Source organism: Galbitalea soli (genome assembly GCF_010686725.1).
GTDB lineage: Bacteria > Actinomycetota > Actinomycetes > Actinomycetales > Microbacteriaceae > Galbitalea > Galbitalea soli.
In genome coordinates this window covers 211,969-235,290 of the sequence record NZ_JAAGWZ010000003.1, presented here as the reverse complement: position 1 = coordinate 235,290, position 23,322 = coordinate 211,969, and the positions used below count along the sequence as shown (strand labels likewise).

Below are 23,322 nucleotides of genomic sequence, written 5' to 3'. Positions count from 1 at the left end.
AGATCAGGCCGAAGTCCACGCGGCGCGCACGACCACCGCGGTCACGTCGTCCACCGGCAGCTCGCCGCGCAGCACCTCCAGCTCGTCGACGATGCCCTGCGCCGTCGCCGAGTCGCGGATGATCCCCTCCAGGTGATCGAGGCTCTCGAGCGTGCCGTCGAAGAGTTCGAGCACGCCGTCGCTCACCGAGACGAGGGTGTCGCCGGGCGCGAGACGCACCCGGTGCTCCCGCCAGCCCAGCTCGAGCCCCATGCCGATCGGGAAGCTGCCGGTGGCGAGCCGGTCCATGCCACCGTTCGCCCGCACCACGACGGTGAGACCGTGACCGGCGTCCACGTAGCGCACCTCGCCAGAGGCGGGATCCAGCCGAGCGTGAAAGAGGGTGAAGAAGCTGCCCGCCTGCTCGAGGTCGTCGGCGAGCGACTCGGCGACCGCCTCCACGCTCGCCGCGAGATTCTCCGACGACTCGGAGCGCAGCACCGCGCGCACCGCGGAGGCGATGATGGCCGCGCCCGTGCCCTTGCCCATCACGTCGGCGAGCGTGAAGATCACGCCGTCGCCCTGCTGATACCAGTCGAAGAAGTCACCGCCGACGGTGCGTGCCGGCGAACACCCGCCCGCGATGTCGTAGCCCGTCACCTGCAGGGCCTGCTTCGGCAGCAGGCTGCGCTGCACCTCCGAGGCGCGCTGCCGCTCCTGATCCAGCTCGTTGGTCGCGCGGAACTCGGCGGCCAGACGACTCACCGCGGCGACGAGGTCGGCGGAGGCGATCGGCTTGGTCAGCAGCTCGTTGGCCTGATTGCGCAGCGCCTTCATCGCGTAGTCGAGCGTGATGTGGGCGGTCATGACGATGACGGGCAGCTCGGGGCGCAGTTCGCGCAGCCGGGTGATGAGGTCGAGGCCGGTCATCCCCGGCATCTCGATGTCGGTGACCACGACGTCGGGCAGGAAGTCGGCGACGAGATCGAGCGCGACCAGCGGATTGGGCGCGGTCATGACCTCGCAGTTCGCGCGGCGTTCCAGCACGGTGCGCACGTACTGCACGATGTCGGCGTCGTCGTCGACGACGAGCGCGCGGAAGCTGATGTCGTTCACGAGCTGACCGGCCGGATGATCGTCCACACGTTCGTGCCGCCGACCCGCTCGTACTCCGCCTGACCCACGAGCGCCCTGATGAGCGCGAGTCCGCGGCCCGACTCGGCCTCCTCGCCCGGCATCGTCACCGCGTCCCAGTCGACGTGCACCTCGGGGCCGGAGTCGCGGAGGGTCGCGCGCAGGGCCGTCGAGGTGATGGCGAACTCGAGCGTGCAGCGCACGCCGCTGCCGGTGTCGCCGTGGTGGATGATGTTGGCCGCGAGCTCCACGAGGGCGGTCTCGAAGGCCATGCGGTCGAGCGCGCCGACCTCGACGCCGTCGGGCCAGGCGAGGCCGAGCATCCGGTGCACGGTGTCGACGTCGTCGGGCGGCGCCGTGAGCTCGAACACACGGTGACCATCAGCCATTGGCGTAGGCGGTGCTCGCATCGTCGACGGTGCTCAGCACCTTCTCGAGGTTGGTCAGCTGCAGCACGAGCTTCACCTGATCGCTCGTGTTCGCGAGGCGGAGGTCTCCGCCCGCCTGACGCGCCGCCTTGAGGCCGCTGATGAGGGCGCCGAGCCCGGAGGAGTCGAGGAAGTCGACCCTGGCGAAGTCGACCACGAGCCGCGAGCTGCCGGCGGCGACCGTCGCAGCGACCTCCTCGCGCAGCTGGGCAGCACTCACCATGTTGAGTTTGCCCTCGGCGTGGATGATCGCAACACCGTTCCCGCTGTGCTCAACGGTCAATTTCATGGGTCTCCTCATGCTCGGGCCGGTAGCCGCGGTACCGTGCGGCCGGTACCAACACGCTCAGGATAACGATGTCGAAGACGACCCACACGAGGTTGACGAAGGTGCCGACCGGCTCGCCGACGCCGAACAGCAGGCGCGTGAAGCCGATGATGGTCGCGATCACGAGGGCGACCACGACGGCCGCCTGGATCTTGATGAGGCCCCACTGCGGACCGGAGTCCTGGCGGGTCTTCGACGTCACCGCGAAGTCGAGCGGGCGGCCGAAGAACACGTTCGCCGCCGCGCTCGTGACCGCCTTGATCCAGATGGGGAAGAGCGCGAGGCTGTACTGCTGCCCGCGCCAGGTGCTCACCCCGCGGCCCGCGATCGCGAAGAGCAACTGGTCGAGCACGAGGAACGGCAGGAAGCGGAGGAAGAACTCACCCGCGGTGGCGTGCACGGGCAGGATCCCGAAGCACAGGAAGATGATCGGGGCGCCGAAGTAGGCGATCGCCGCGAAGCCGCTGAGATAGCTCCACATCGTGGAGAAGTACATGAGGCGCTGTGCGAGCGTCATGCCCTTCTGCACGAGCGGGTTCTCGCGGATGAGCACCTGCATGGTGCCCTGCGCCCAGCGCAGCCGCTGGCCGAGCATCGTGCGCAGGTCCTCCGGGGCGAGGCCGATCGCCAGATCCTCGTGGTGGAAGACGCTCTTCCAGCCCGCCGCGTGCAGCCGCATCGAGGTCGCCATGTCCTCCGTCACCGAGATGGTCGCCAGCGGCATGATCGGCTGGGCCTCGTCGGAGCGGTCGACGTCGATCGAGCGAATCAGCTCCTGCACCGACTCGAGCGAGGCGAGCGGCGAGATCTCGCGCAGCAGTCGCACGTCGCCGGGCGTGCGCGCCGCATCGGAGGAGGCGTCCTCCTCACCCGACTGGAGCGCCGCGAGGTCGAGCGCGAGCGCGCTCAGGTCGATCTCGACGAGCTGCTGCGCGACCGCGTCCACGCGCTGCTGCAGGTCGTAGGTGACCATGCCCACGTACTCGCCGGCGGCCAGGCGCGCGCGAGCCGAGGAGAGCGCCTCGCCGATGTCGTTGAGGGCGGCGGCCACGAGCGGGCTGCCGGCGACGTCGCTGCGCCGGGCGGTGGCGAGCACGCGGTCGGCGCGGGAGAGGGCATCCTTGACGTTCTGCTCGACCTCGCTCACGTAGCGCATGAGTCCGAGTTGCATGAGGGCCTCGCGCCGCAGGATCGCGTTGGAGCCGCAGAAGAAGGCCGCGTTCCAGCCGTCCTTGCCCTGCTGGATGGGGCCATAGAAGAGCGGTGCCTGGCTGCCCAGCGGATCACCGGTCGCCACGTTGCCGAAGAGCTGCGGGGTCTGCACGAGCGCGACCCGCTCGTCGAGGAAGTAGCCGAGGGTCGCGTCGAGGATCCGCGGGCTCGGCACCTGGTCGGCATCGAGGATCAGCAGGAATTCGCCGTCGGTCTCCATGAGCGCGTTGTTGAGATTGCCCGCCTTGGCGTGCCGCGGCCGGTCTTTCCAGTCGCTGCTTCGCGTGATGTAGCCCACGCCGAGCGCCTCGGCGGCGAGACGCATCTCCTCGCGGTTGCCGTCGTCGAGGATCCAGGTCTTGTGCGGGTAGTCGATCGCGATGGCCGCGCGCGCGGTGTTCTCGACGAGCTCGACGGTCTCGTTGTAGGTCGTGATGAAGACGTCGACGCCGAGGCCCTCGGGCGCGGGAGGGGGTGCGGGGCGCGGCTGCGACTTCCAGACCGTCATGCCGAACAGCGAGACGTCGATGAGGCTGTAGGTCTCGGCGATGACGAGTGGAATCGCGATCCACCAGGCGTTCCAGTTGAGCGAGAAGCCCCAGCGCCAGACGATGTAGTTGAGACCGACGAGCAGGGTCAGCGTGACGACGATGCGCAGCACGAGGATGCGCGACCGACCTCCCGCTGATCCACTCATGCGCCCCCCAGAACCGACACCACGGCGCAACCGCCTCTCCCCACATGGTATCCCGGGTTTCGGCGCCCGCCGGGGAGGCGGGCGAGCCTCCCGGGGCACAGTGCACGCGGGGCGGCCGGGCGGCCGCCGACCCGATCGAGGCGATCGGGCTCAGCCCGCCGCGACGCCGAAGCGGGCGGCGCGCTCGCTGATCGTTTCCGCCCGTGCCAGCCGGGGCTTGTCACTGCCGTCGCGGATCACCCGTCCGCCGCGCTCGAAGTCGGCGAGGAACTCGAGCGCCCACGCCACGTCGGATGGCGACGGGCTCATGCACTCGTTGATGACGCGCGGCTGCTCGAGATCGAGGCAGAGCTTTCCGGTCATCCCCAGCGCGACGGAGACGGCGGCCTGTTCGCGTAGCTGCGGATGGCTGCTCCCCACCGTCGGACCATCGATGGGCCCCGGAAGGCCGCCGATGCGGCTGGCGATGACGAGCCGCGAACGCGGGTAGGCCATCGCGAGATTGTCGTTGGCGGTGCCGGTGTCACGGCGATAGTCGCCACTCCCGAACGCGAGCCGGGCCACTCCGGGCACGGTCGCGATCGATACCGCGAGTTCGATGCCGACCGCCGACTCGATGAGCGGGATGACCGGCGTCGCGGTGCCCAGCCGCTGCACCGTGTCGACGACCTCCTTGGCGGTCTCCGCCTTGGCGAGCACCACGCCGGCGAGTCCCAGGTGCCCGGCGAGGACCTCCAGATCCTCCTCCCAGAACGGTGTGCTCGCGGCGTTGATTCGCACCCAGGCCGCGTTCTGCGGGCTGAGCCACGCGGCCACCGCGAGACGCGCGCTGGGTTTGTTACCGGGATCGACCGCGTCCTCGAGGTCGAGGATGACCTGGTCCGCGGGCGAGCGGTGGGCGTCGTCGAAATCGAACGACGCCCCCGCCGTCGCGTTCACGAGCAGCCAGGAGCGAGCGTCACTCGCCGCCAGACGCACCCGGCTGTCGTGTTCGCGCATCATGATCAGCCGTCGGCGCCCGCGGGCGTCGTCGTGATGGTCTCGCCCTCCAGCTTGTTGGCCGCCTCCGCGAAGGTGTTGGTGAAGGTGTTCGCGATGGTCACCTTCGAGGTGTCGACACCGATCGCCTTCTCCATGGTGAAGATGGTCTTCGGGCCGCCGGCCGGCATGATGCCGTCGGGCAGGAACTGTCCCTTGTCGGTCGTGAGACCGGCGATGTACTGGTCCTTGGTGATGGTCGCGTTCTGCACGAACTCGGCGGGCAGCTTGTTCGCGATGTCGGCGGCACTGTGGGTGCTGATCCAGTGCATCGTCGCGACGAGGGCGTCGACGACCCGCTGCGTGGCGTCCTTGTGCGAGTTCACCCAGCTGGCCTGAGCGAGCAGCCCCGCCGCCGGCCAGTCGCCGCCGAGCGCCGCGGTCGCGCCCTGCGCGGTGGCCAGATCGACCGCCGTGGTGGCGAGTCCCTTCGTCGTGAGCGCGCCGACCGTGGGCTGCGTCGTCATGACGCAGTCGGCCGAGCCCCGCTGGATGGCGGCGATGGCCGTGGTTCCGGCGCCGACCGCCAGCGTGTGGTACTGGCTGCGGCTGATGCCGTGCTGGTAGGCGAGGAACTGGGTGAGTTCATCCGTGCCCGACCCCAGGTCGGTGACGCCCAGCGTCTTGCCCTTGAAATCGGCCGCGGAGTGCACCCCGCTCTTCGCGCTGCACATCTCGCGCTCGCCGGGGGCGCCCGAGAGCTGGACGATGTTGATGACATCCTTGCCCTTCGACTGGAAGTCGACGGTGTGCACGTACCACGCGCCCGCCATGTCGACCTGGCCGGAGGCCATCGCGTCCTCGGCGCCCACGCCGCCGTTCTGCTCGGTGGAGAGCTCGACGTTGACGCCGTACTTCTTGTAGAAGCCGAGGTTCTGCGCGAGCTGATAGGGCAGGTAGATCTGCTTGTCGATGCCGCCGACCATCAGCTTGACGGTGGGGATCGCCGCGGCGCCGGTGGAGCCGGCTGCGCTGCCGCCTCCGGTGCCACTGCATGCGGCGAGGCTGAGCGCCAGTGCTCCGGCGGCCGCGACGGCGTAAACGGTACGCGTCTTCATGGAAGTGCCTTTCTGTTGTGGGTGCCGATTGCTCGGCGTCTCTGGTGGTGCGGGGAACAGGCGGTCGTCAGATCGCCTGGGCTTCGGAGCGGTTCGGCGGGCGCCACTTGAGCACCGCCTTCTCGAGCAGGGTGATGAGGTACTCGGCGCCGAGGGTCACGACCGCGGTGATGACCATGCAGGCGAAGACGGTGTTGGGGTCGAAGCTGCCCTGGGCCTGGCTGATGATGAGACCGATGCCGTGCTGGGCGCCCAGCACCTCGGCGACGAGCGCGCCGATGATCGCGAAGCCGAACGCCGTGTGGAGGCTCGCGATGATCCAGGTCATCGCCGAGGGGATCGTGACGTGGCGGGCCACCTGAAGGGTGGATGCTCCCAGCACCCGCACGTTGGCGACGAGGTTCTGGTCGACCTCCCGCACGCCCTGGAAGGCGTTGAAGAAGACGACGAAGAAGACGAGCACCGCGGCGAGCAGCACCTTCGGGAACACCCCGAGCCCGAAGGCAACGATGAAGATCGAGCCGAGCACGATGCGGGGAATCGAGTTCAACACCTTGATGTACGGGCCGAATACGGTGGCGAGGTACTTGTTCGAGCCGAACAGGATCCCGATGATCACCCCCGCGACCGTGCCGAGCAGGAACCCGAAGAAGGCCTCCTCGACGGTGACGCCCAGGTTCTCCCAGATGGTGCCGAACGCGGTGCCGACGGTGAAGAGGTGCACGAGGCTGTCCCAGATGCCGGACGGCTGGCCGTAGAAGAACTTGTCGACCCAGCCGGCCGTGGTGAACCACTGCCAGCCGCCGACGACGATCACTGCGACGGCGACCCGGCCCACCCAGACCCAGGCGGTGCGGCGGGAGTGGGCCCGCCGGGCGGAGCTCTGGAGGTCGGTCTCGCCGAGGCGGGCCGCCGGCGTGGCAACGGTGGTGGAGGTCATGCCGCCACCCCCGCCGTCTGCGCGTAGGCGCGGGTGACCTCGTCGCGCAGCGACTCCCAGATCTGCCCCTGCAGTTCGAGGAAGCGCTCCTCGTGGCGGATCTGCTGCACGTCGCCGCGCGGCCGCGGAAGGTCGATGTCGAAGACGTTCTTCACCGTTCCCGGGCTCGTCGTCATGATGACGACGCGGTCGGAGAGCGCCACGGCCTCGTCGAGGTCGTGCGTGATGAACAGCACGGAGGGCCGCAGCTCCTCCCAGAGCTGCAGCAGCTCGGTCTGCATGATGGCCTTCGTCTGCACGTCGAGCGCACCGAAGGGCTCGTCCATGAGCAGGATGCGCGGCCGGTTGATGAGCGCCGCCGCCATGGCGACGCGCTTGCGCATTCCCCCCGACAGCTGGTGCGGGTAGCGGTCCTCGAAGCCGCTCAGGCCGACCCGACGAAGCCAGTCCATCGCCAGCGTCGTCGCCTCCGCCTTGGCGGTGCCGAGCAGCACGGGACCGATCATGACGTTGCCCAGCACGGTCTTCCACGGGAACAGCGAGTCGGCCTGGAACATGTAGCTCACCCCGTCGGTGATGCCGTCGACGATCTGCCCGCCGACGCTGACCGAGCCCGCACTGGGGTGCTCCAAGCCGGAGACCTGGGCGAGCGTGGTGGATTTGCCGCAGCCGGTCGGCCCCACGATCGCGCAGAACTGTCCCGGCTCCACCGTGAGCGTCACGTCGTTGATCGCCGTGAACACCTCGCCCTTCGGCGTGAGGAATCGCTTCGTCAATCCGATGATGTCGATGCGGGCGGCGTCGTCCGGGGTGATCCCGGGCGGGTGCGGTCGTCGAGTCTGGTCACTCATCAGCCAAGACCTCTCTGTCTTCTGGGGCGTGTGATCACTCATCGTGGGCGGCGCACCCCGCCGCCGTCGCGCTTGTGCTGCATTGGCACGTTGTGCGCGTTGCCGGGGGTTGTGCGCATTCTGCGCGGTGCGTCCCCGGAGCCGACCTGCGACAATCACGGTGATGCGACGACGGATCCGGAAACTCTCGAGCCAGATATTCCTGGCTCAATTGGCGATCCTCACTGTCTCCATGGCCATCGGATTCGGGCTGTTCGCGCTCACCGAACGCGGTCACCTCGACACCGTCTTCCAGTCGCGCGCGGCCGCCATCGCGGGTGCGTTCGCCGAGAATCCGGCCATTCGCGAGTGCCTCACCAGCAACGGCCCGGGATGCGCGGCCACCGTTCAAGACCTCGCCACCGCCACCGCCCACCGCACCGGCGCGACCTACATCGTCGTCATCGACCTGAACCGCGTGCGGCACTCCCACCCCAACCCGGCGCTCATCGGCCAGCGGGTGAGCGAGCCGATCATGGTGACGGATGGCCGTGCCCACCTCGGCACCGACTCCGGGTCGACCGGGCTCAGCGCCAACGCCCGCGTTCCCCTGTACAGCCCGGCGGGCACCCTCGTCGGCGAGGTCTCGGTCGGAATCCGGGAGAGCTCGGTGCAGACCGCGCTCCTGCGCCAGCTGCCGTCCTACGCGATCTGGTTCGCCGTCATGCTCGGCATCGGCGGCCTCGCCTCGTTCGGGCTGGCGAGCATCCTGAAGCGGCGCACCTTCGGGCTCGAGCTCGACGAGATCGCGCGGCTGCTGCAGGAGCGCGAGGCCACGCTGCACGGAATCCGCGAGGGAGTGATCGCCGTGGATCCGGCCGGACGGATCAGCGTGATGAACGATCACGCGAGGAGGCTGCTGGCCCTGCCGAGCGGGGCGACCGGTCATCCGCTGCGGGATGTGCTCGCCCCCGGACTGCTGCGCGACCTGCTCACGGGCACGACGGCGGTGACCGACGCGATCGCCCTCACCGACGATTACTGCCTGGTGATCAACCGCATGCCGGTCACGCTCGGCGATCGGCCGCACGGCTCCGTCGTGACCCTGCGCGATCGCACCGACCTTGAGGGCCTGGCTCAGGAGCTCGCCGGCGAGCGCAGCCTGACCGAGTCGTTGCGGGCCCAGCAGCACGAGTTCACGAACCGCCTGCACGGCATCGCGGGCCTGCTCGAACTCGGCGACCCGGCCGCCGCCCTCGACTACATCAACGAGATCCGCGGCACCGCCGCCGACCTCGATCAGACCCTCCGCGAGCACGTGCGCGCGCCCCAAATGGTGGGGCTGTTGCTCGGCAAGGTCGCGGAGGCCGGCGAACGCGGCATCGATCTCGTGATCGCCCCGGAGACGAACCTCGGTGAGAACCCCGAGCGCATCCAGGCGATGACGACGATCGTCGGCAACCTCGTCGACAACGCCTTCGACGCCCTCGCCGGCCGGCCCGCGCCGCGCCGGGTGGTCGTCGCCGTCGTCGAGACGGCCGCGGAGTTCACGATCACCGTCACCGACACCGGCCCCGGGATCGCCCCGGATGACCGCACCCACATCTTCGACCGGGGCTACACGACCAAGCGGGGCGCGCTGGAGCGCCACAGCGGCCTCGGCCTCTCCCTCGTGCACAACACGGTGGCCGGCCTCGGCGGACGCGTCACGGTCTCCGAGGGACCGGGCGCCGCGTTCGTCGTCGTGCTGCCGCGGGTGGCCGCCCCACTCGCGGAGGCGGCCCGATGAGCGGCGACGAGCTCACCGTCGTGGTGGTCGACGACGACTTCCGGGTCGCCGCGATCCACGAGGCCTACGTGGCTCGCGTTCCCGGATTCCGGGTCGTCGGGCGCGCACACACGGCGGCGGATGCCCTGCGCCTCAGCCGCGAACTGCAGCCCGACCTCGTCCTCATGGACGTCTACCTGCCGGACGGCGATGGCCTGCAGGTCACCCGCGAGCTGCTCGACGGGGCACCCGCGCCCGCCGTCATCGTGATCACGGCCGCGAGCGACAACGAGACGGTCGAGAAGGCGGTTCGGCTCGGCGCCTTCCACTACCTCGTGAAGCCGTTCGGCCCCACCGCTCTCGCGGAACGGCTCACCGCGTTCCGCGCGCAGCACGAACGACTGGGCGAGTGGCCGGCGGAGGCCACCCAGGACGACATCGACACGGTGTTCGAACTACGCCACCCGACCGCCCCGCCCCGCCCACGCGTCGCCGTCACGCACCTCGCCCCCACGCTGCGGCTCGTCTACGACGCGGTCGCGGCGAGCGACACCCCGCTGTCGGCGAGCGAGGTCGCCCGGACGGTGGGCATCAGCCGCGCCACCGCGCAGCGCTGCCTCTCGCAACTCGAGAACACCGCCGCGGTGAGTCTCGAACTGCGCTACGGCTTCACCGGCCGCCCGGAGCACCGATACTCGCTCCGCCGCCCCTGAGCGCGCCGCTGGGCGGGCCGCGCCGCTCTGTTTCCTTGTGTGACGCGCGCCCTTTCCCCCGGTCAGGTGCCCGATTTATCGTGGGGCATCCAGTGATTCCCACCTCGACCGACGGACGCCCCATGACCACGCCTCACCACCCGCACCACGACGCCGAGCAGCACGTCTGCACCGGCGTGATGTGCGACGTGGCGACGCCGGGTCACGCGCTTTCGATCATCCAGCAGCGCGTCGCGACCGCGACGGCCAGCAAGTGGCGGGATGCGGTGGTCGACTCGGTCTCCGCAGACGGCTGGGTGCAGCTCACCACGATCGACGACCGTGAGACGGTCTGGGTGTGGAACCACCGCGACCTCAGCTCGGTGCTGGGCGCGGGGGAACCCGTGGCGCTGCACGCCGTCTACCACGTGCTCGCCATCGGCGGCACGTGGGTCAACGTCGCCTCGCTCGCTCCGGCGGCCGCGACGCAGCTCGCCTGAGCGCAGTCCGCACGGGGTGACCCCCGCCCGAACCTCAGGCCATCATGGCCTTCATCGAGTCCATCATCTTCTGGCAGGCCATCGAGCACTGCTTGCAGGCCTCGGCGCACATCATGCACATCGGGCTCATGTCGGCGTGCTTCATGCACTCGTCCGAGCACGCCATGCACATCGTCATGCACGCCTGCAGCATCGCCATCGCGCTCCCCATGTCGTAGCCCGCGGGGCGCATCATCATGCGCATCGTGGTGTTGGCCATCTCCGACATGTTCATGCACATCGCTGCGCACTTGGTCATCTCGCCCGACATCATCGCCGCGTCGGCGCACATCACGCAGGCCTGCTCGCACGCCGAACACGCTTCGATGAGGTCGTTCATCGCGGCCATGTCCATGCCCTGCATCATCATGCCGGGCATGCTCATCATGCTGTCCATCATCTTGGAGGTCATATTCATCATTGCGAAGCTCCGATCACTGGGGGGATGGCGAGGCTGCGCGGGGGATGATCGACCGCGACACCCTTCTATTACGAAATGTTACGACGCCGCAGCCCGCTCGCTCTAGAGGCTCCGGCGACTTCCTGCGGAATTACTCCTCGCAGCGTCCGCGCGACGCACCCGTCCCTCCCGGCGGCGGACCCGGGTCACCGGTCAGGGCCCCTCCCTGCAGCCCACCAATAATTCACCGCAATAATTGTTCTGATCCGTAATTGTTTGTAACGCGATCGTTACCCCGGCCGATCATTCGGCAACCCTAGGATTCAGGCATGAGCGCCCCCACCGTCGCCCCTCCCGGTATCGGCCACCTGCTCGCGCGAGTCGGCCAGGCCACCTCCACCGCGCTGTCTGCGCGACTCGCCCCCCTGGGCATCCGCCCCAAGCACGCGAGTCTGCTCGCCGCGCTCTCTGCCGGTCCCGCTGGGTCGCAGAGCGATCTGGGCCTCGCGATCGGGGTCGCCCCCAGTGCCGTGGTCGGCATCCTCGACGATCTGGAGGCGGTCGGCGCCGTGGCGCGGGTCGCCGACCCGACGAGCCGCCGGCGCTTCGTCGTCGAGATCACCGCGAGCGGGCGCGCGCTGCTGGCCCACGCCCAGCAGATCGAGGACGACGTCGACTTCGAGATGCTGGGCTCGCTCACCGCACCGCAGGTCGCGGCGCTGCACGATGCGCTCGAGCTCGTGGCTCGGGCGCACGGCATGATCGCCGATCATCCGGCGGTCGACCCGGGGGCGTCATGACGCGGGATCCCGCCGTCGAGCTCGTGCACGGCGTCACGGTGTACTTCTACCCGGCGGACGCCCCGATCGTGGGCAGCGAAGGCCAGGCGAGCGAGGTGCTCGCAACCGCCTTCGGCCACCGCGCCGCACTCGTCGCCATGCCGGTGGACCGGCTCGACGACATGTTCTTCCACCTCAGCACCCGCATCGCGGGCGACATCCTGCAGAAGTTCGTGAACCACCGGGTGCAACTCGCCATCCTCGGCGATCTCGACTCGCACCTGCGCACGAGTGCGGCGCTCCGCGACTTCGTCGCCGAGTCCAACCGCGGCACGCACGTGTGGTTCCTCAGGGATCGGCCGGCACTCGAGGCGCGGCTCGCGGCTAGGCCCGCCAGCGGCTCTGCGACGACGAGCGGATGATCGCGATCAGCGCATCCCGCAATCCCTCGGTGTTGGCGAACTCGGGGAACAGCTCCCCCTCCAGCGAGCGGGTCTGCACCCAGGCCTGGTGACCGGCGGGCGTGAGCGTGACCACGTGACGACGCCGATCGCGGGCATCCTTCTCGCGCGCGAGCAGGCCCTGCCGCTCGAGTCGCTCGATGGTGCGCGACATGGTCTGCGTCTCCACGCGGGCGAGGCGCGCGAGGTCGATCTGGCTCTGGGGTCCCGCCTGCAGGAAGTCGAGCACGATGAGCCCGGCGTGGGTGAGCCCGCGCTCGTCGAGCGCCGTCGTCCAGGCGTGCTCGACCATCCGGGCGGCCGTGCCGAGGAGTCGGCCGGTCGGCCACTCCTCGATCGGCGCGCCCTGCGCGGTGTCGTTCGCCTCTGCCATCGGGGGTCTTTCGGTGCTATCGTGAATTAGTCAGCTAGCTGACGAATCTGCGGGAAGGGAACTCACGTGAAGTCCACGAGAGACACGGTACGTCAGATCGACGTCCACGTCAGCGCGAGCCTCGCCGGGCGCACCGGCACGAGCGAAGGATGCCCGGCATGACGAACCCCCGCGCCCGCTGGTTCGGCCTCGTCTTCATCAGCATCGCCGTCGCGCTCATCATCGTCGACTCGACCATCGTCAACGTCGCGATCCCCTCGATCGTCAAAGACCTCGGGATCACCTCGACGCAGGTGCAGTGGGTGCAGGAGAGCTACACGCTCGTCTTCGCGGCCCTCCTGCTCGTCTTCGGCTCCCTGGCCGACCGTTACGGCCGCCGCCGCATGCTCGTCATCGGCGTGATGATCTTCGCCCTCGCCTCCGTGCTCGCCGCCTTCGCCCCCACCGGCGATCTGCTCATCGCCTCCCGCGTCGTGCAGGGGGTCGGTGGCGCGATGGTCCTCCCCACGACCCTGTCGCTCATCAACGCCACCTTCCGCGGACGCGAGCGCGGCATCGCCTTCGCCGTGTGGGGTTCCACGATCGGCGGCATGGTCGCGGTCGGTCCGCTCCTCGGCGGCTGGCTCACCACCTACTACTCGTGGCGCTGGGCGTTCGGCATCAACGTGCCGTTCGGCATCCTCATCGTCGTGGGCACGCTCGCCTTCGTCGTCGAGTCGAAGGATCCGGATGCCCGGCGCGTCGACGTGGTCGGCGCCATCCTCTCCGTCGTCGCGAGTGCGAGCCTCGTCTTCGGCCTCATCGAGGGGCGCAGCTACGGCTGGTGGACGGTCGCGACCGCGCCCGTGATCGGCGGCTGGACCTGGCCGTATTCGATCTCGCCGATCCCGTTCGCCTTCGCCATCGCCCTCCTCGCGGGCGCGCTGTACGTCTGGTGGGGCCTGCGTCGGCAGAAACGCGGTGAGCCGACGCTGCTGGCGTTCAGCCTGTTCCGGATCCCGTCGTTCCGCAACGGCAACATCGCGGCGATGATCGTCTCGCTCGGTGAGTTCGGCATCGTGCTCTCCCTTCCGCTCTGGCTGCAGAACGTGCTCGGCTACGACGCACTTCAGACCGGCTTCGTGCTGCTGGCCCTCGCCATCGGATCCTTCGTCGCGAGCGGTTTCGCGGGCGCCTTCGGGCACCGCGTCTCCCCCGTCACGATCGTGCGCGTCGGCCTCGTGGCCGAGATCATCGGCGTCGCGGGACTCGGCGTCACCATCTCGGCGACCGCGAGCTGGCTGACCATCGTGCCCTTCCTCTTCGTCTACGGCTTCGGGGTGGGCCTCGCCACCGCCCAGCTCACGGGCGTGGTGCTGCGCGATGTCCCCGTCGAGCGCAGCGGCCAGGGCTCGGGCACCTCGAGCACCTCTCGCCAGATCGGATCTGCGCTCGGCATCGCGATCCTCGGCACGATCTTGTTTACCTCGACGTCGTCGCTGCTGGATGCCCGCCTCAGCGATGACGGAGTCCCCTCCAGTGCCCGCACCTCGATCGTGAACGCGGTCGTCGACAGCGCCGGCTCGGCGATCCCCGCGCTGGAGGCGCAGTCGGCGACCATCGCGAACGACGCCCGCACCGCGTTCAGCGACGCGACCCGCTTCGCCGCCTTCTCGGCCGCGGGATTCCTCGTGCTCGGGTTCCTCGCCACCCTGCGACTCGGGAGCGGATCGGCGGAGGCAGCGGTGCGGCGGCCCGACGAGGCCGGGGTGGTCGAAGCGGAGCCCCGCTCCTAGGCTGGGGTGATGTCTACCATCACTCTCACCGCGGACGACTTCGAGAAGACGGTGCTCGAGTCCGACATCGTCCTCGTCGACTTCTGGGCCGAATGGTGCGGTCCGTGCAAGCAGTTCGGGCCGATCTTCGAGGACGCGAGCGAGCGCAACCCCGACATCACCTTTGCGAAGATCGACACCGAGGCCGAACAGGATCTCGCCGCCGCCGCGGGCATCACCTCGATCCCGACGCTCATGGCGTTCCGCGAGGGTGTGCTTGTCTTCGCGCAGCCCGGAGCGCTGCCCGCCCCCATGCTGAGCCAGGTGATCGGCGCGGTGCGCGACCTCGACATGGGCGTGGTGCGCAAGGACATCGAGGAGCAGCGCGCCGCCGCCCGCGCCGAGCAGCCCGCGGAGTAGTGGGGTGCAGCTCGCCGACTAACCGGTGCGCGACCGCTCTCAGCCGGCCGCGACCACTTCGAGCAGCTGCTCCCCATACATCTCGAGCTTCTTCTCGCCCACGCCGCTGATTCCGGCCAACTCCGCCAGGGTGTCCGGCTTCGACAGCGCGATGCCGCGCAGAGTGGCATCGCCGAAGATGATGTAGGCGGGCACCGACTGCTCCCGCGCCACCCCGGCACGCCACTCGCGCAAGCGTTCGAACAGCGGCACCGCGTCACCCGGCAGCGTCGAGGCGACCGCCGACTTCTTCGCCGCGCGCGTGGGCCGCGCGATCTCGCGGCGCAGCAGCACCCGGCGCGATCCGTCGAGCACGGCCGCGCTCGCGTCGGTGAGCACGAGTGTGCCGTAGCCGTCGCCGTGGAGTCCGAGCAGGCCCTGCGCGAGCAGCTGGCGCACGACGCCCCGCCACTCCTGCTCGCTGAGGTCGGCGCCGATGCCGAAGGTGCTCAGGGCGTCATGGCCCTGCTCGGTCATCCGCGGGGTCTGCTTGCCCAGCAGGATGTCGACGATGTGGGTGGCGCCGAAGCGCTGATTGCGCTCGCGCTGCAACCGCACGACCGTCGACAGCAGCTTCTGCGCCGCCACCGTGCCGTCCCAGCCCTCCGGCGGGTTCAGGCAGGTGTCGCAGTTGCCGCAGGGCGACGAGGTCTCGCCGAAGTAGGCGAGCAGCTGCACGCGGCGGCACTGCAGCGTCTCGCAGAGGGCGAGCATCGCGTCGAGGTGCTGGGCGAGCCGCTGGCGGTGGGCGCGGTCGCCCTCGCTCTGATCGATCATCCGCCGCTGCTGCACCACGTCTTGCAGGCCGTAGGCGAGCCAGGCGGTGGACGGCAGACCGTCGCGGCCCGCGCGGCCGGTCTCCTGGTAGTAGCCCTCCACGCTCTTCGGCAGGTCGAGATGCGCGACGAACCGCACGTCGGGCTTGTCGATGCCCATGCCGAACGCGATCGTGGCGACCATCACCACGCCGTCCTCCCGCAGGAACCGCGACTGGTTGCGCTGCCGGATCGAGGCGTCGAGGCCCGCGTGATACGGCAGTGCGGTGATGCCCTGCTCGACGAGGAACTCCGCCGTCTTCTCGACGGAGGCTCGCGACAGGCAGTAGACGATGCCGGAGTCGCCGGGGTGCTCCGAGCGGATCAGCTGCAGAAGCTGCTGCAGCGGCTGGTTCTTGGGCTCGATGCGGTACTGGATGTTCGGCCGGTCGAAGCTCGAGACGAAGTGCCGCGCCCCGCTCAGGTCGAGGCGCCGCGTGATCTCCTGGTGAGTGACCTCGGTGGCGGTCGCGGTGAGGGCGATCCGCGGCACCTGTGGCCACTGCTCGTGCAGCATGGAGAGCTGCAGGTAGTCGGGCCGGAAGTCGTGCCCCCACTGGGAGACGCAGTGCGCCTCGTCGATGGCGAACAGGGCGATCGTGCCGCGGTCGAGAAGCTCGGCGGTGGAGGGGATGCGCAGTCGCTCCGGAGCGAGGTACAGCAGGTCGAGCTCGCCCGCGACGTAGGCGGCCTCGACGCGGGCCCGCTCGCCGGCGTCCTGCGTGGAGTTGAGGAACGCGGCCCGCACGCCGACCGCCGACAGCGCATCCACCTGGTCTTGCATGAGGGCGATCAGCGGGGAGATGACGATGCCGGTGCCGGGACGCAGCAGGGCCGGGATCTGGTAGCACAGCGACTTGCCGCCGCCCGTGGGCATGAGCACGAGTGCGTCGCCACCGCCGACGACCTGGTGGATGATCTCCGCCTGATCCCCGCGAAACGCGTCGTACCCGAACACACGGTGGAGCGTCTCGAGGGCAGAGCGTGCCTCGAGGGCAGGGGCGTCGGTCGGTGTCATCTCTGAAGAACCCTAGCCTGCGCCGCCGACAGGCGCGTCAGCGATGCACAGCCCGCGCCCGGCGGTCAGCGCTTCTTCGGCGCCCGCGACTTCTCGGCGATCGGGGCCCCACCGGCTTCGCGCTGCGCGCGGTAGTACTCGCGCGCCTCGTCCTGCCGCTCGGCCTCGACGCCGGTGGCGATCGTCGCGCGCAGGTGCGCCGCGTCGTAGCCGAAGGCGTCCACGAGATCCTGCGCGTGCGGCCGCACCCGCGTGATGAGCCGCTCGAGGTAGGCCCCGACGGCGAGCGCGCGGCTCGGCGAGAGTCGGCTGTGGATGAGGTACCACTCGAGATGCGACTCGATGAGCCCGAGCGCGAAGATGTCGCGCAACCAGGTGAGCACCGCGTGCGTGCCCGGGTCGTCGATCGTGTCGAGCGCGCGCGTGAACGCTTCCCATTGCAGGAGCTCGCCGTGTGCTCGGGCGGCCTCGATGAGGCTGTTCTGCTGGGAGTTGAACAGCGCCGCCGCCTCGGCCTTCGGCAGCTTCGCCGCGGGCCGGAGCCGCTGGGCGAGCTCGGTGATCATGGTCTCGACGCGGTCGGTGAGCAGTTCGCGCTGCACCCCCGCGTCGCGCAGGGTCTGCACCGATCGGGCGGTGGAGCCGAAGTCACGCACCGTCTGGGCGAGCGTACGCAGCCCGGTGCCGTGGTACGCCCGGGTCGCCGTCTGGCGCGCGACGTAGCGGGCGAGCGCCCCGGCGTCCGCGTGCCGGAACTTCGCGCTGAAGTCGCTCAGCAGTCGCTTGGCCACGAGCTGCAGCAGCACGTTGTTATCGCCCTCGAAGGTCACGTACACGTCGAGGTCGGCGCGGAGCCCGACGAGACGGTTCTCGGCCATGAAGCCGGCTCCCCCGCAGGCCTCGCGGCACTCCTGCAGGATGTCGAGCGCCGCCCAGGTCGACAGCGGCTTGAGCGCGGCGGCGAGCGTCTCGAGGTCCTGGCGATCCTCGTCGCTGTCGGCCGCGCCGCTGAAGACCGCGTCGAACTTCACCAGGAACTCGTCGTGGGCGAAGTTCATCGCGTAGGCGGTGGCCAGTCGGGGGATGATCCGCCTCTGGTGCCTCTGGTAGTCGAGCAGCACCACCTCGTCGTCGCTCCCCGCGGTGAACTGCCGCCGCTGGTTGCCGTAGGTCACCGCGATCGCGAGTCCCATCGCGGAGACGGCCGCCGCCGCGCCGTCGAGCGAGACACGGCCCTGCACGAGCGTGCCGAGCATCGTGAAGAACCGGCGTCCGGGGCTGTCGATCGGCGAGCTGTAGCTGCCGTCCGGGGCGACGTCGCCGTAACGGTTGAGGAGGTTCTCGCGGGGCACCCGCACGTGCGTGAAGTGCAGGCGGCCGTTGTCGATGCCATTCAGCCCGCCCTTGAGTCCGTCATCCTCGCCGCCGATGCCGGGCAGGAAGTCGAGGTTCTCGTCGCGGATCGGCACGTAGAAGCAGTGCACCCCGTGATTCACCCCGCCAGTGATGAGCTGGGCGAAGACGGTCGCCGCGCGTCCGTGCTTGCCCGCGTTGCCGAGGTATTCCTTCCACGCCCCGCGGAACGGGGTGTGCAGGTCGAACTCGCCGGTCTCCGGGTCATAGGTGGCGGTCGTCGCGCAGGAGGCGACGTCGGAGCCGTGGCCGATCTCGGTCATCGCGAACGCGCCGGGGATGGCGAGACTCATGATGTCGGGCAGCAATTCGCGGTGGTGGCGCTCGGTGCCGAGGTGCAGCACGGCGGCGCCGAACAGCCCCCACTGCACGCCGGACTTGATCTGCAGCGAGGGGTCGGCGGCGACGAGTTCCTCGAAGGCGGCGATGTTGCCGCCGTGGTCGTTGTGCCCGCCGAGGGCCACCGGGAAGGCGCGATTCACCTGGCCGTGCTCGACGAGGTAGTGCAGTTGCCCGAGCACCCGCTCGCGCTGCTCGTCCAGACTCAGACCGGCGACGGGGTGGAGTGCGGGATCGGCCGCGAGCGCGCGGCCCCGCGTGCGGACATCCGCCCAGGATCCCAGCAGGCGCCGGCCGAGCGCCGCCACGTCGACGGACGCCTGGACGGGTGCGGTGTCGGCGGTGACCTCCGCCTCGAGCTCATCGGTCGCGGGTCCCGGGGTGTCGGCGACCGCTCCCCGGTGTGCCAGATCGACCATGGTGCTCTCCTTCAGTGACGTCGTGTTCCCACGGTAGGCACGGTTTCGGATGCGCGTAAATCTCTCGTCGCTCCCGCACAAACAGCCGAGAGGCGACGGCGAGAGGCGTTGTCGCTATCCCCCAAGTGATATAGTTAGTACACAACAACTAATTATTCGGCGATCAACGGCGACGCCTTTGCACCTGGAGGCACCACGTGGCTGAAGAAGCTGTCCGCACCGGCTGGTTCAACAAAGACCACCCCCGCTACAAGTGGGTCGCGCTGAGCAACACGACGCTCGGAATCCTGATGGCGACCATCAACGGGTCGATCGTTCTCATCTCACTCCCCGCCATCTTCACGGGCATCAAGCTCAACCCGCTCGAGCCGGGCAACACGAGCTACCTGCTGTGGATGCTCATGGGCTACATCCTCGTCACGGCCGTGCTCGTGGTCAGCTTCGGCCGGCTCGGCGACATCTACGGCCGGGTGCGGATCTACAACCTGGGCTTCGTGATCTTCACGCTCGCGGCGATCGCCCTGTTCTTCGATCCCTTCACCTCCGGGGCCGGCGCGCTCTGGCTCATCGGCTGGCGCGTGGTGCAGGCGGTCGGCGGGTCGATGCTGTTCGCCAACTCGACCGCGATCCTCACCGACGCCTTCCCCGCCAATCGCCGCGGAATGGCGCTCGGCATCAATCAGATCGCCGCCATCGCGGGCACCTTCTTCGGCCTCATCATCGGCGGCGTGCTCGCCGAGATCGACTGGCGCGCCGTCTTCTTCGTGAGCGTGCCCTTCGGCGTGCTCGGCACGATCTGGTCGTACAAGTCGCTGCACGAGGTGGGCGCGCGAGGCACCGGCAAGGTCGACTGGCCGGGCAACATCGTGTTCGGTGTGGGCCTCACGGCCCTGCTCGCGGGGATCACCTACGGGATTCAGCCCTACGGCGATAGCAACACCGGCTGGGGCAACCCGTGGGTGCTCGCGGGGATCATCGGGGGGATCATCCTGCTCGTGTTCTTCGTCTTCCTCGAGCTGCGGGTCGCAGAGCCGATGTTCAACATGCGGCTGTTCCGCATCCGCGCCTTCGCGGGCGGAAACCTCGCCGCACTGCTCGCCTCGGTGGGCCGCGGTGGGCTGCAGTTCATGCTCATCATCTGGCTGCAGGGAATCTGGCTGCCGCTGCACGGCTACTCCTACGAGAGCACGCCGCTCTGGGCCGGCATCTACCTGCTCCCGCTCACGATCGGCTTCCTCGTGGCCGGGCCTATCTCGGGCACGCTGTCCGACCGCTTCGGCGCGCGGCTGCTGTCGACCACCGGGCTCCTCCTCGTCGCCGCCACCTTCATCGCGCTGCTGCTGATCCCCGTCGACTTCCAGTACTGGGCGTTCGCGATCATCACCTTCCTCAACGGGATCGGCTCGGGGATGTTCGCCGCCCCCAACCGCACGGCGATCATGAACAGCGTTCCCGCCACCCAGCGCGGTGCCGCGTCGGGCATGTCCGGCACGTTCCAGAACGCGGGCAACTCCCTCTCCATCGGCATCTTCTTCTCGCTCATGATCAGTGGCCTCGCGGCGACCCTGCCGGCCGCGCTCCGCTCGGGGCTCACCGCTCACGGGGTGGCCGCCGCGACCGCGAACGGCGTCGCCGCGACCCCGCCGGTCGGCAGCCTGTTCGCCGCCTTCCTCGGCTACAACCCGATCCAGTCGCTCCTCGGCCCGAAGGTGCTCGGCACCCTGAACCCCGCCGACGCGAGCGCCCTCACCGGCAAGGAGTTCTTCCCGCACCTGATCGCAGCGCCCTTCCACTCGGGGCTGATCATCGTCTTCGTCGCGGCCGCCATCATGTCGGTGGTCGGGGCGATCGCCTCCCTGTCGTCCGGTGGCAAGTATGTTCATGTCGACACCACCGAGATCGAGCAGCCGGCTGCCGCGCTGAGCAAGGCGTGACGCCCAGGGAGGCAGGAGACCCGCGATGACCCCGACCACCGCATCCGAGTCGGCGACCCGCCTGGGGATCGTTGCGGGCCGCCTCAACCGGCGCCTCCTGTCGGCGACCGGCGGCCTCAGCCACGGCCTGCTCTCCTCGCTGAGCACCGTCGTGAAGTCGGGTCCGCTCCGGCTCGCCGACCTCGCGCAGCTCGAACTCGTCTCCGCCCCCAGCATCACCCGGGTGGTCGCCGAGCTCGAGGCCCGCGGCCTCGTCCAGCGGGCGTCAGACCCTCAGGACGGCCGCGCGGTGCTCATCTCGGCGACCGCGGAGGGCCGGGCCGCGGTCCTCCGCGCGCGAGCCGCCCGCGCCGAGGTCATCGCGGGCCTGCTCGTGCACCTCAGCCCCGAGGACGTCGCCGCCGTCGAGGCGGCCATCCCCGCGCTGGAGCGGATGATCGACGCGCGCTGAGCGCGTCCGCCCCGCCGCGCGCCCGCCTTCCCGCGCCCGCGGTCACTGCCCCGGGTCGTTGAGCACCCGCTTGTGCAGCTCCGCCGTCAGGCGGTGGATCTCGCGGGTGAGCTTGGTGTTCTCCTCGAGCTCCCGCTCGGAGGTGAGGTAGTCGTGGTCGGCCTTCGCCTGCTGGAAGGTCGCCTGCCGGTTCTGCCCGATCATGACGAAGGTGGAGAGGAAGATCGCCTCCAGCGAGACCACGAGCGTGAGGGTCGGCCACGGCGACTTCTCGAAGAAGAGCATCCACAGCGCGAACAGCACGATGTGCACATAGACGAACTTCATCGATCCGGCGAAGGCGGTGATCGCGTCGGCGACCCGCAGCTGGATGTCGGCCGCGCGGTTGGCCCGCTGGCTGATGACGACGGGATGGTGCTCGAAGCGACCGGTGACCGGGTCGCGGGTGGGCTGGCTCGCCATGGGATCTCCTCCGTTTGGTCTCATCATGCGACGAGGAGGAGGCGATCCCGCGTTATGACGCGATCAGATGTAGATCGCGGGGTCGATGTAGGTGGGCTCGCTGACGATGCCGGTGACGGTGTGGCGCGGGCGGGCGATGGCAGGGATACCCGTGACGATCGAATCCGCGGGTGCATCATCCACCACCACGGCCTGTGCCCCCACCACGGAGCGATCGCCGACCGTGATGTCGCCCAGCACGGTCGCGCCCGCGCCGATCACCACGTCGTCGCCGATCGTGGGGTGGCGCTTGCCCGGAACAGTACTGCGGCCGCCTAGCGTGACGCCGTGATAGATGAGCACGTCATCGCCCACGATCGCGGTCTCGCCGATGACCACGCCCATGCCGTGATCGATGAACAGCCGGCGCCCGATGGTGGCCCCGGGGTGGATCTCGACCCCGGTCAGGAACCGCACCCACTGCGAGTGGATGCGCGCCGCCAGGTAGAGACGATGAGTCCACAGCCAGTGCGCCCACCGGTAGCCCCAGACCGCGTGCACGCCGGAATAGGCGAGCACGATCTCGGCGGAGGAGCGCGCAGCGGGGTCACGGAGGCGGGCTGCACGCACGTCTTCGCGCATGCGCCCGAGGACGGTCATCCGGCTCAGACCGCCAGGTCTTCGTAGAGGACCGTCGACAGGTAGCGCTCACCGTAGCTGGCCACGATCACGACGATGGTCTTGCCCGCGTTCTCGGGGCGGGCCGCGAGCTCGAGGGCGGCGGTCACCGTGGCGCCCGAGGAGATGCCCGCGAGGATGCCCTCCTCCGCCGCGAGGCGGCGGGCCATCGAGACAGACTGGGTGATGTTGACGTCGATGACCTCGTCGTAGACCTCGCGGTCGAGGATCTCGGGAACGAAGTTGGCCCCGATGCCCTGGATCTTGTGGGGTCCGGGCGCACCGCCGTTGAGGATGGGCGATTCCTCGGGCTCGACGGCGACGACCGTCAGCCCGGGCTTCTTCGACTTGAGGTAGTGGCCCGTGCCGGTGATGGTGCCGCCCGTGCCGATGCCCGCGACGAAGATGTCGACGGCGCCGTCGGTGTCCTCCCAGATCTCCGGCCCGGTGGTCGCCTCGTGGATCGCCGGGTTCGCCGCGTTGGCGAACTGCTTGGCCAGAATCGCGCCGGGGGTGGCGGCGACGATCTCCTCGGCCTTCGAGACCGCGCCCTTCATGCCCTCGGAGCCGGGGGTCAGCACGAGCTCGGCGCCGTAGGCCTTCAGGAGCATCTTGCGCTCCTTGCTCATCGTCTCCGGCATGGTGAGGATGACCTTGTAGCCCCGCGCCGCACCGACCATCGCGAGCGCGATGCCGGTGTTGCCGCTCGTGCCCTCGACGATGGTGCCGCCCGGCAGCAGCTCACCGGACTTCTCGGCGGCGTCGACGATCGCCACGCCCAGCCGGTCCTTGACGCTCGCCGAGGGGTTGTAGAACTCGAGCTTGGCGAGGACGGTCGCGCCGAGTCCCGCGGTGACCGAGTTGAGCTTCACGAGCGGCGTCTTGCCGTAGATCTCGGTGATGTCGTTGTAGACGCGGGACATGTGTTCTTCCTTTGCGGAGAAT

At 69.4% G+C, this 23,322-nt stretch carries 24 protein-coding genes; 9 read left to right on the top strand and 15 right to left on the bottom strand.

Annotated features, from left to right (window positions below; genetic code table 11):
- Window positions 1–3 precede the first annotated feature (3 nt).
- From G3T37_RS15330 to G3T37_RS11345, 8 genes are all read right to left on the bottom strand, one after another.
- Window positions 4–1,095, bottom strand: coding sequence for a SpoIIE family protein phosphatase (locus G3T37_RS15330; protein ID WP_163474016.1), 1,092 nt, complete (start codon window positions 1,093–1,095; stop codon window positions 4–6).
- Entirely contained in the window at window positions 1,092–1,502 is a 411-nt protein-coding gene (locus G3T37_RS11375; RefSeq protein ID WP_163474015.1) for an ATP-binding protein, read from the bottom strand. The genes G3T37_RS15330 and G3T37_RS11375 overlap by 4 nt, the downstream gene beginning before the upstream one ends.
- On the bottom strand, window positions 1,495–1,830 hold the full coding sequence (locus tag G3T37_RS11370; RefSeq protein WP_163474014.1) for an STAS domain-containing protein: 336 nt from the start codon (window positions 1,828–1,830) through the stop codon (window positions 1,495–1,497). The genes G3T37_RS11375 and G3T37_RS11370 overlap by 8 nt, the downstream gene beginning before the upstream one ends.
- Window positions 1,814–3,778 carry a glycosyltransferase family 2 protein gene (locus G3T37_RS11365; protein ID WP_163474013.1) on the bottom strand — a complete coding sequence of 655 codons (1,965 nt, stop codon included), beginning with the start codon at window positions 3,776–3,778 and terminating at the stop codon, window positions 1,814–1,816. Before G3T37_RS11365 ends, G3T37_RS11370 begins: the two co-directional genes overlap by 17 nt.
- Window positions 3,779–3,928: 150 nt before the next feature.
- Complete coding sequence (locus G3T37_RS11360; protein ID WP_163474012.1) at window positions 3,929–4,780, bottom strand: HpcH/HpaI aldolase/citrate lyase family protein; 852 nt, start codon at window positions 4,778–4,780, stop codon at window positions 3,929–3,931.
- A gap of 2 nt (window positions 4,781–4,782) precedes the next feature.
- A complete protein-coding gene (locus G3T37_RS11355; RefSeq protein ID WP_163474011.1) occupies window positions 4,783–5,874 on the bottom strand; it encodes an ABC transporter substrate-binding protein in 1,092 nt (363 codons plus the stop codon).
- A gap of 67 nt (window positions 5,875–5,941) precedes the next feature.
- On the bottom strand, window positions 5,942–6,814 hold the full coding sequence (locus G3T37_RS11350) for an ABC transporter permease (RefSeq protein ID WP_163474010.1): 873 nt from the start codon (window positions 6,812–6,814) through the stop codon (window positions 5,942–5,944).
- On the bottom strand, window positions 6,811–7,665 hold the full coding sequence (locus G3T37_RS11345; protein WP_163474009.1) for an ABC transporter ATP-binding protein: 855 nt from the start codon (window positions 7,663–7,665) through the stop codon (window positions 6,811–6,813). The genes G3T37_RS11350 and G3T37_RS11345 overlap by 4 nt, the downstream gene beginning before the upstream one ends.
- A 211-nt stretch (window positions 7,666–7,876) precedes the next feature.
- Between G3T37_RS11345 and G3T37_RS11340 the strand changes: the two genes are divergently transcribed.
- From G3T37_RS11340 to G3T37_RS11330, 3 genes are all read left to right on the top strand, one after another.
- On the top strand, window positions 7,877–9,433 hold the full coding sequence (locus G3T37_RS11340) for a sensor histidine kinase (RefSeq protein WP_163474008.1): 1,557 nt from the start codon (window positions 7,877–7,879) through the stop codon (window positions 9,431–9,433).
- On the top strand, window positions 9,430–10,125 hold the full coding sequence (locus tag G3T37_RS11335) for a response regulator (protein WP_163474007.1): 696 nt from the start codon (window positions 9,430–9,432) through the stop codon (window positions 10,123–10,125). The genes G3T37_RS11340 and G3T37_RS11335 overlap by 4 nt, the downstream gene beginning before the upstream one ends.
- 122 nt (window positions 10,126–10,247) lie before the next feature.
- On the top strand, window positions 10,248–10,604 hold the full coding sequence (locus tag G3T37_RS11330) for a hypothetical protein (RefSeq protein WP_163474006.1): 357 nt from the start codon (window positions 10,248–10,250) through the stop codon (window positions 10,602–10,604).
- Between the two features lie 34 nt (window positions 10,605–10,638).
- On the opposite strand, the gene G3T37_RS11325 is transcribed toward G3T37_RS11330, so the two are convergent.
- Window positions 10,639–11,064, bottom strand: a complete 426-nt coding sequence (locus G3T37_RS11325; RefSeq protein ID WP_163474005.1) for a four-helix bundle copper-binding protein — start codon at window positions 11,062–11,064, stop codon at window positions 10,639–10,641.
- Window positions 11,065–11,372: 308 nt separating this feature from the next.
- Here G3T37_RS11325 and G3T37_RS11320 point away from each other — a divergent pair, with 308 nt between their 5' ends.
- Both G3T37_RS11320 and G3T37_RS11315 read left to right on the top strand, forming a co-directional pair.
- The gene (locus G3T37_RS11320; protein WP_163474004.1) at window positions 11,373–11,843 is read left to right on the top strand and encodes a MarR family winged helix-turn-helix transcriptional regulator; all 471 of its coding nucleotides are present in this window, start codon (window positions 11,373–11,375) and stop codon (window positions 11,841–11,843) included.
- Window positions 11,840–12,244 carry a DUF4180 domain-containing protein gene (locus G3T37_RS11315; RefSeq protein WP_163474003.1) on the top strand — a complete coding sequence of 135 codons (405 nt, stop codon included), beginning with the start codon at window positions 11,840–11,842 and terminating at the stop codon, window positions 12,242–12,244. Before G3T37_RS11320 ends, G3T37_RS11315 begins: the two co-directional genes overlap by 4 nt.
- On the opposite strand, the gene G3T37_RS11310 is transcribed toward G3T37_RS11315, so the two are convergent.
- Window positions 12,207–12,656, bottom strand: a complete 450-nt coding sequence (locus tag G3T37_RS11310; RefSeq protein WP_163474002.1) for a MarR family winged helix-turn-helix transcriptional regulator — start codon at window positions 12,654–12,656, stop codon at window positions 12,207–12,209. The genes G3T37_RS11315 and G3T37_RS11310 overlap by 38 nt on opposite strands.
- Before the next feature lie 158 nt (window positions 12,657–12,814).
- Here G3T37_RS11310 and G3T37_RS11305 point away from each other — a divergent pair, with 158 nt between their 5' ends.
- Complete coding sequence (locus tag G3T37_RS11305) at window positions 12,815–14,431, top strand: DHA2 family efflux MFS transporter permease subunit (protein ID WP_422110983.1); 1,617 nt, start codon at window positions 12,815–12,817, stop codon at window positions 14,429–14,431.
- Between the two features lie 9 nt (window positions 14,432–14,440).
- Window positions 14,441–14,830: a thioredoxin gene (gene trxA / locus G3T37_RS11300; protein WP_163474000.1), complete on the top strand. Its 390-nt coding sequence runs from the start codon at window positions 14,441–14,443 to the stop codon at window positions 14,828–14,830.
- 39 nt (window positions 14,831–14,869) lie between these two features.
- Here the strand turns inward: trxA and recQ are convergent, their stop codons facing one another.
- Window positions 14,870–16,702: a DNA helicase RecQ gene (gene recQ, locus G3T37_RS11295; RefSeq protein ID WP_163473999.1), complete on the bottom strand. Its 1,833-nt coding sequence runs from the start codon at window positions 16,700–16,702 to the stop codon at window positions 14,870–14,872.
- Window positions 16,703–16,767: 65 nt separating this feature from the next.
- A complete protein-coding gene (locus G3T37_RS11290; RefSeq protein ID WP_163473998.1) occupies window positions 16,768–18,873 on the bottom strand; it encodes an acyl-CoA dehydrogenase family protein in 2,106 nt (701 codons plus the stop codon).
- 197 nt (window positions 18,874–19,070) lie between these two features.
- Between G3T37_RS11290 and G3T37_RS11285 the strand changes: the two genes are divergently transcribed.
- Together G3T37_RS11285 and G3T37_RS11280 are read left to right on the top strand one after the other, a co-directional pair.
- Window positions 19,071–20,807 carry an MFS transporter gene (locus G3T37_RS11285; RefSeq protein WP_338401244.1) on the top strand — a complete coding sequence of 579 codons (1,737 nt, stop codon included), beginning with the start codon at window positions 19,071–19,073 and terminating at the stop codon, window positions 20,805–20,807.
- A 25-nt stretch (window positions 20,808–20,832) separates the two neighbouring features.
- The gene (locus tag G3T37_RS11280; RefSeq protein ID WP_163473997.1) at window positions 20,833–21,258 is read left to right on the top strand and encodes a MarR family winged helix-turn-helix transcriptional regulator; all 426 of its coding nucleotides are present in this window, start codon (window positions 20,833–20,835) and stop codon (window positions 21,256–21,258) included.
- A gap of 42 nt (window positions 21,259–21,300) precedes the next feature.
- Here G3T37_RS11280 and G3T37_RS11275 read toward each other — a convergent pair whose 3' ends face one another.
- From G3T37_RS11275 to cysK, 3 genes are all read right to left on the bottom strand, one after another.
- Window positions 21,301–21,720 carry a DUF1003 domain-containing protein gene (locus tag G3T37_RS11275; RefSeq protein WP_163473996.1) on the bottom strand — a complete coding sequence of 140 codons (420 nt, stop codon included), beginning with the start codon at window positions 21,718–21,720 and terminating at the stop codon, window positions 21,301–21,303.
- A gap of 63 nt (window positions 21,721–21,783) precedes the next feature.
- Complete coding sequence (epsC, locus tag G3T37_RS11270) at window positions 21,784–22,359, bottom strand: serine O-acetyltransferase EpsC (RefSeq protein ID WP_163473995.1); 576 nt, start codon at window positions 22,357–22,359, stop codon at window positions 21,784–21,786.
- A gap of 5 nt (window positions 22,360–22,364) precedes the next feature.
- Window positions 22,365–23,300, bottom strand: coding sequence for a cysteine synthase A (gene cysK / locus G3T37_RS11265; protein ID WP_163473994.1), 936 nt, complete (start codon window positions 23,298–23,300; stop codon window positions 22,365–22,367).
- Window positions 23,301–23,322 lie beyond the last annotated feature (22 nt).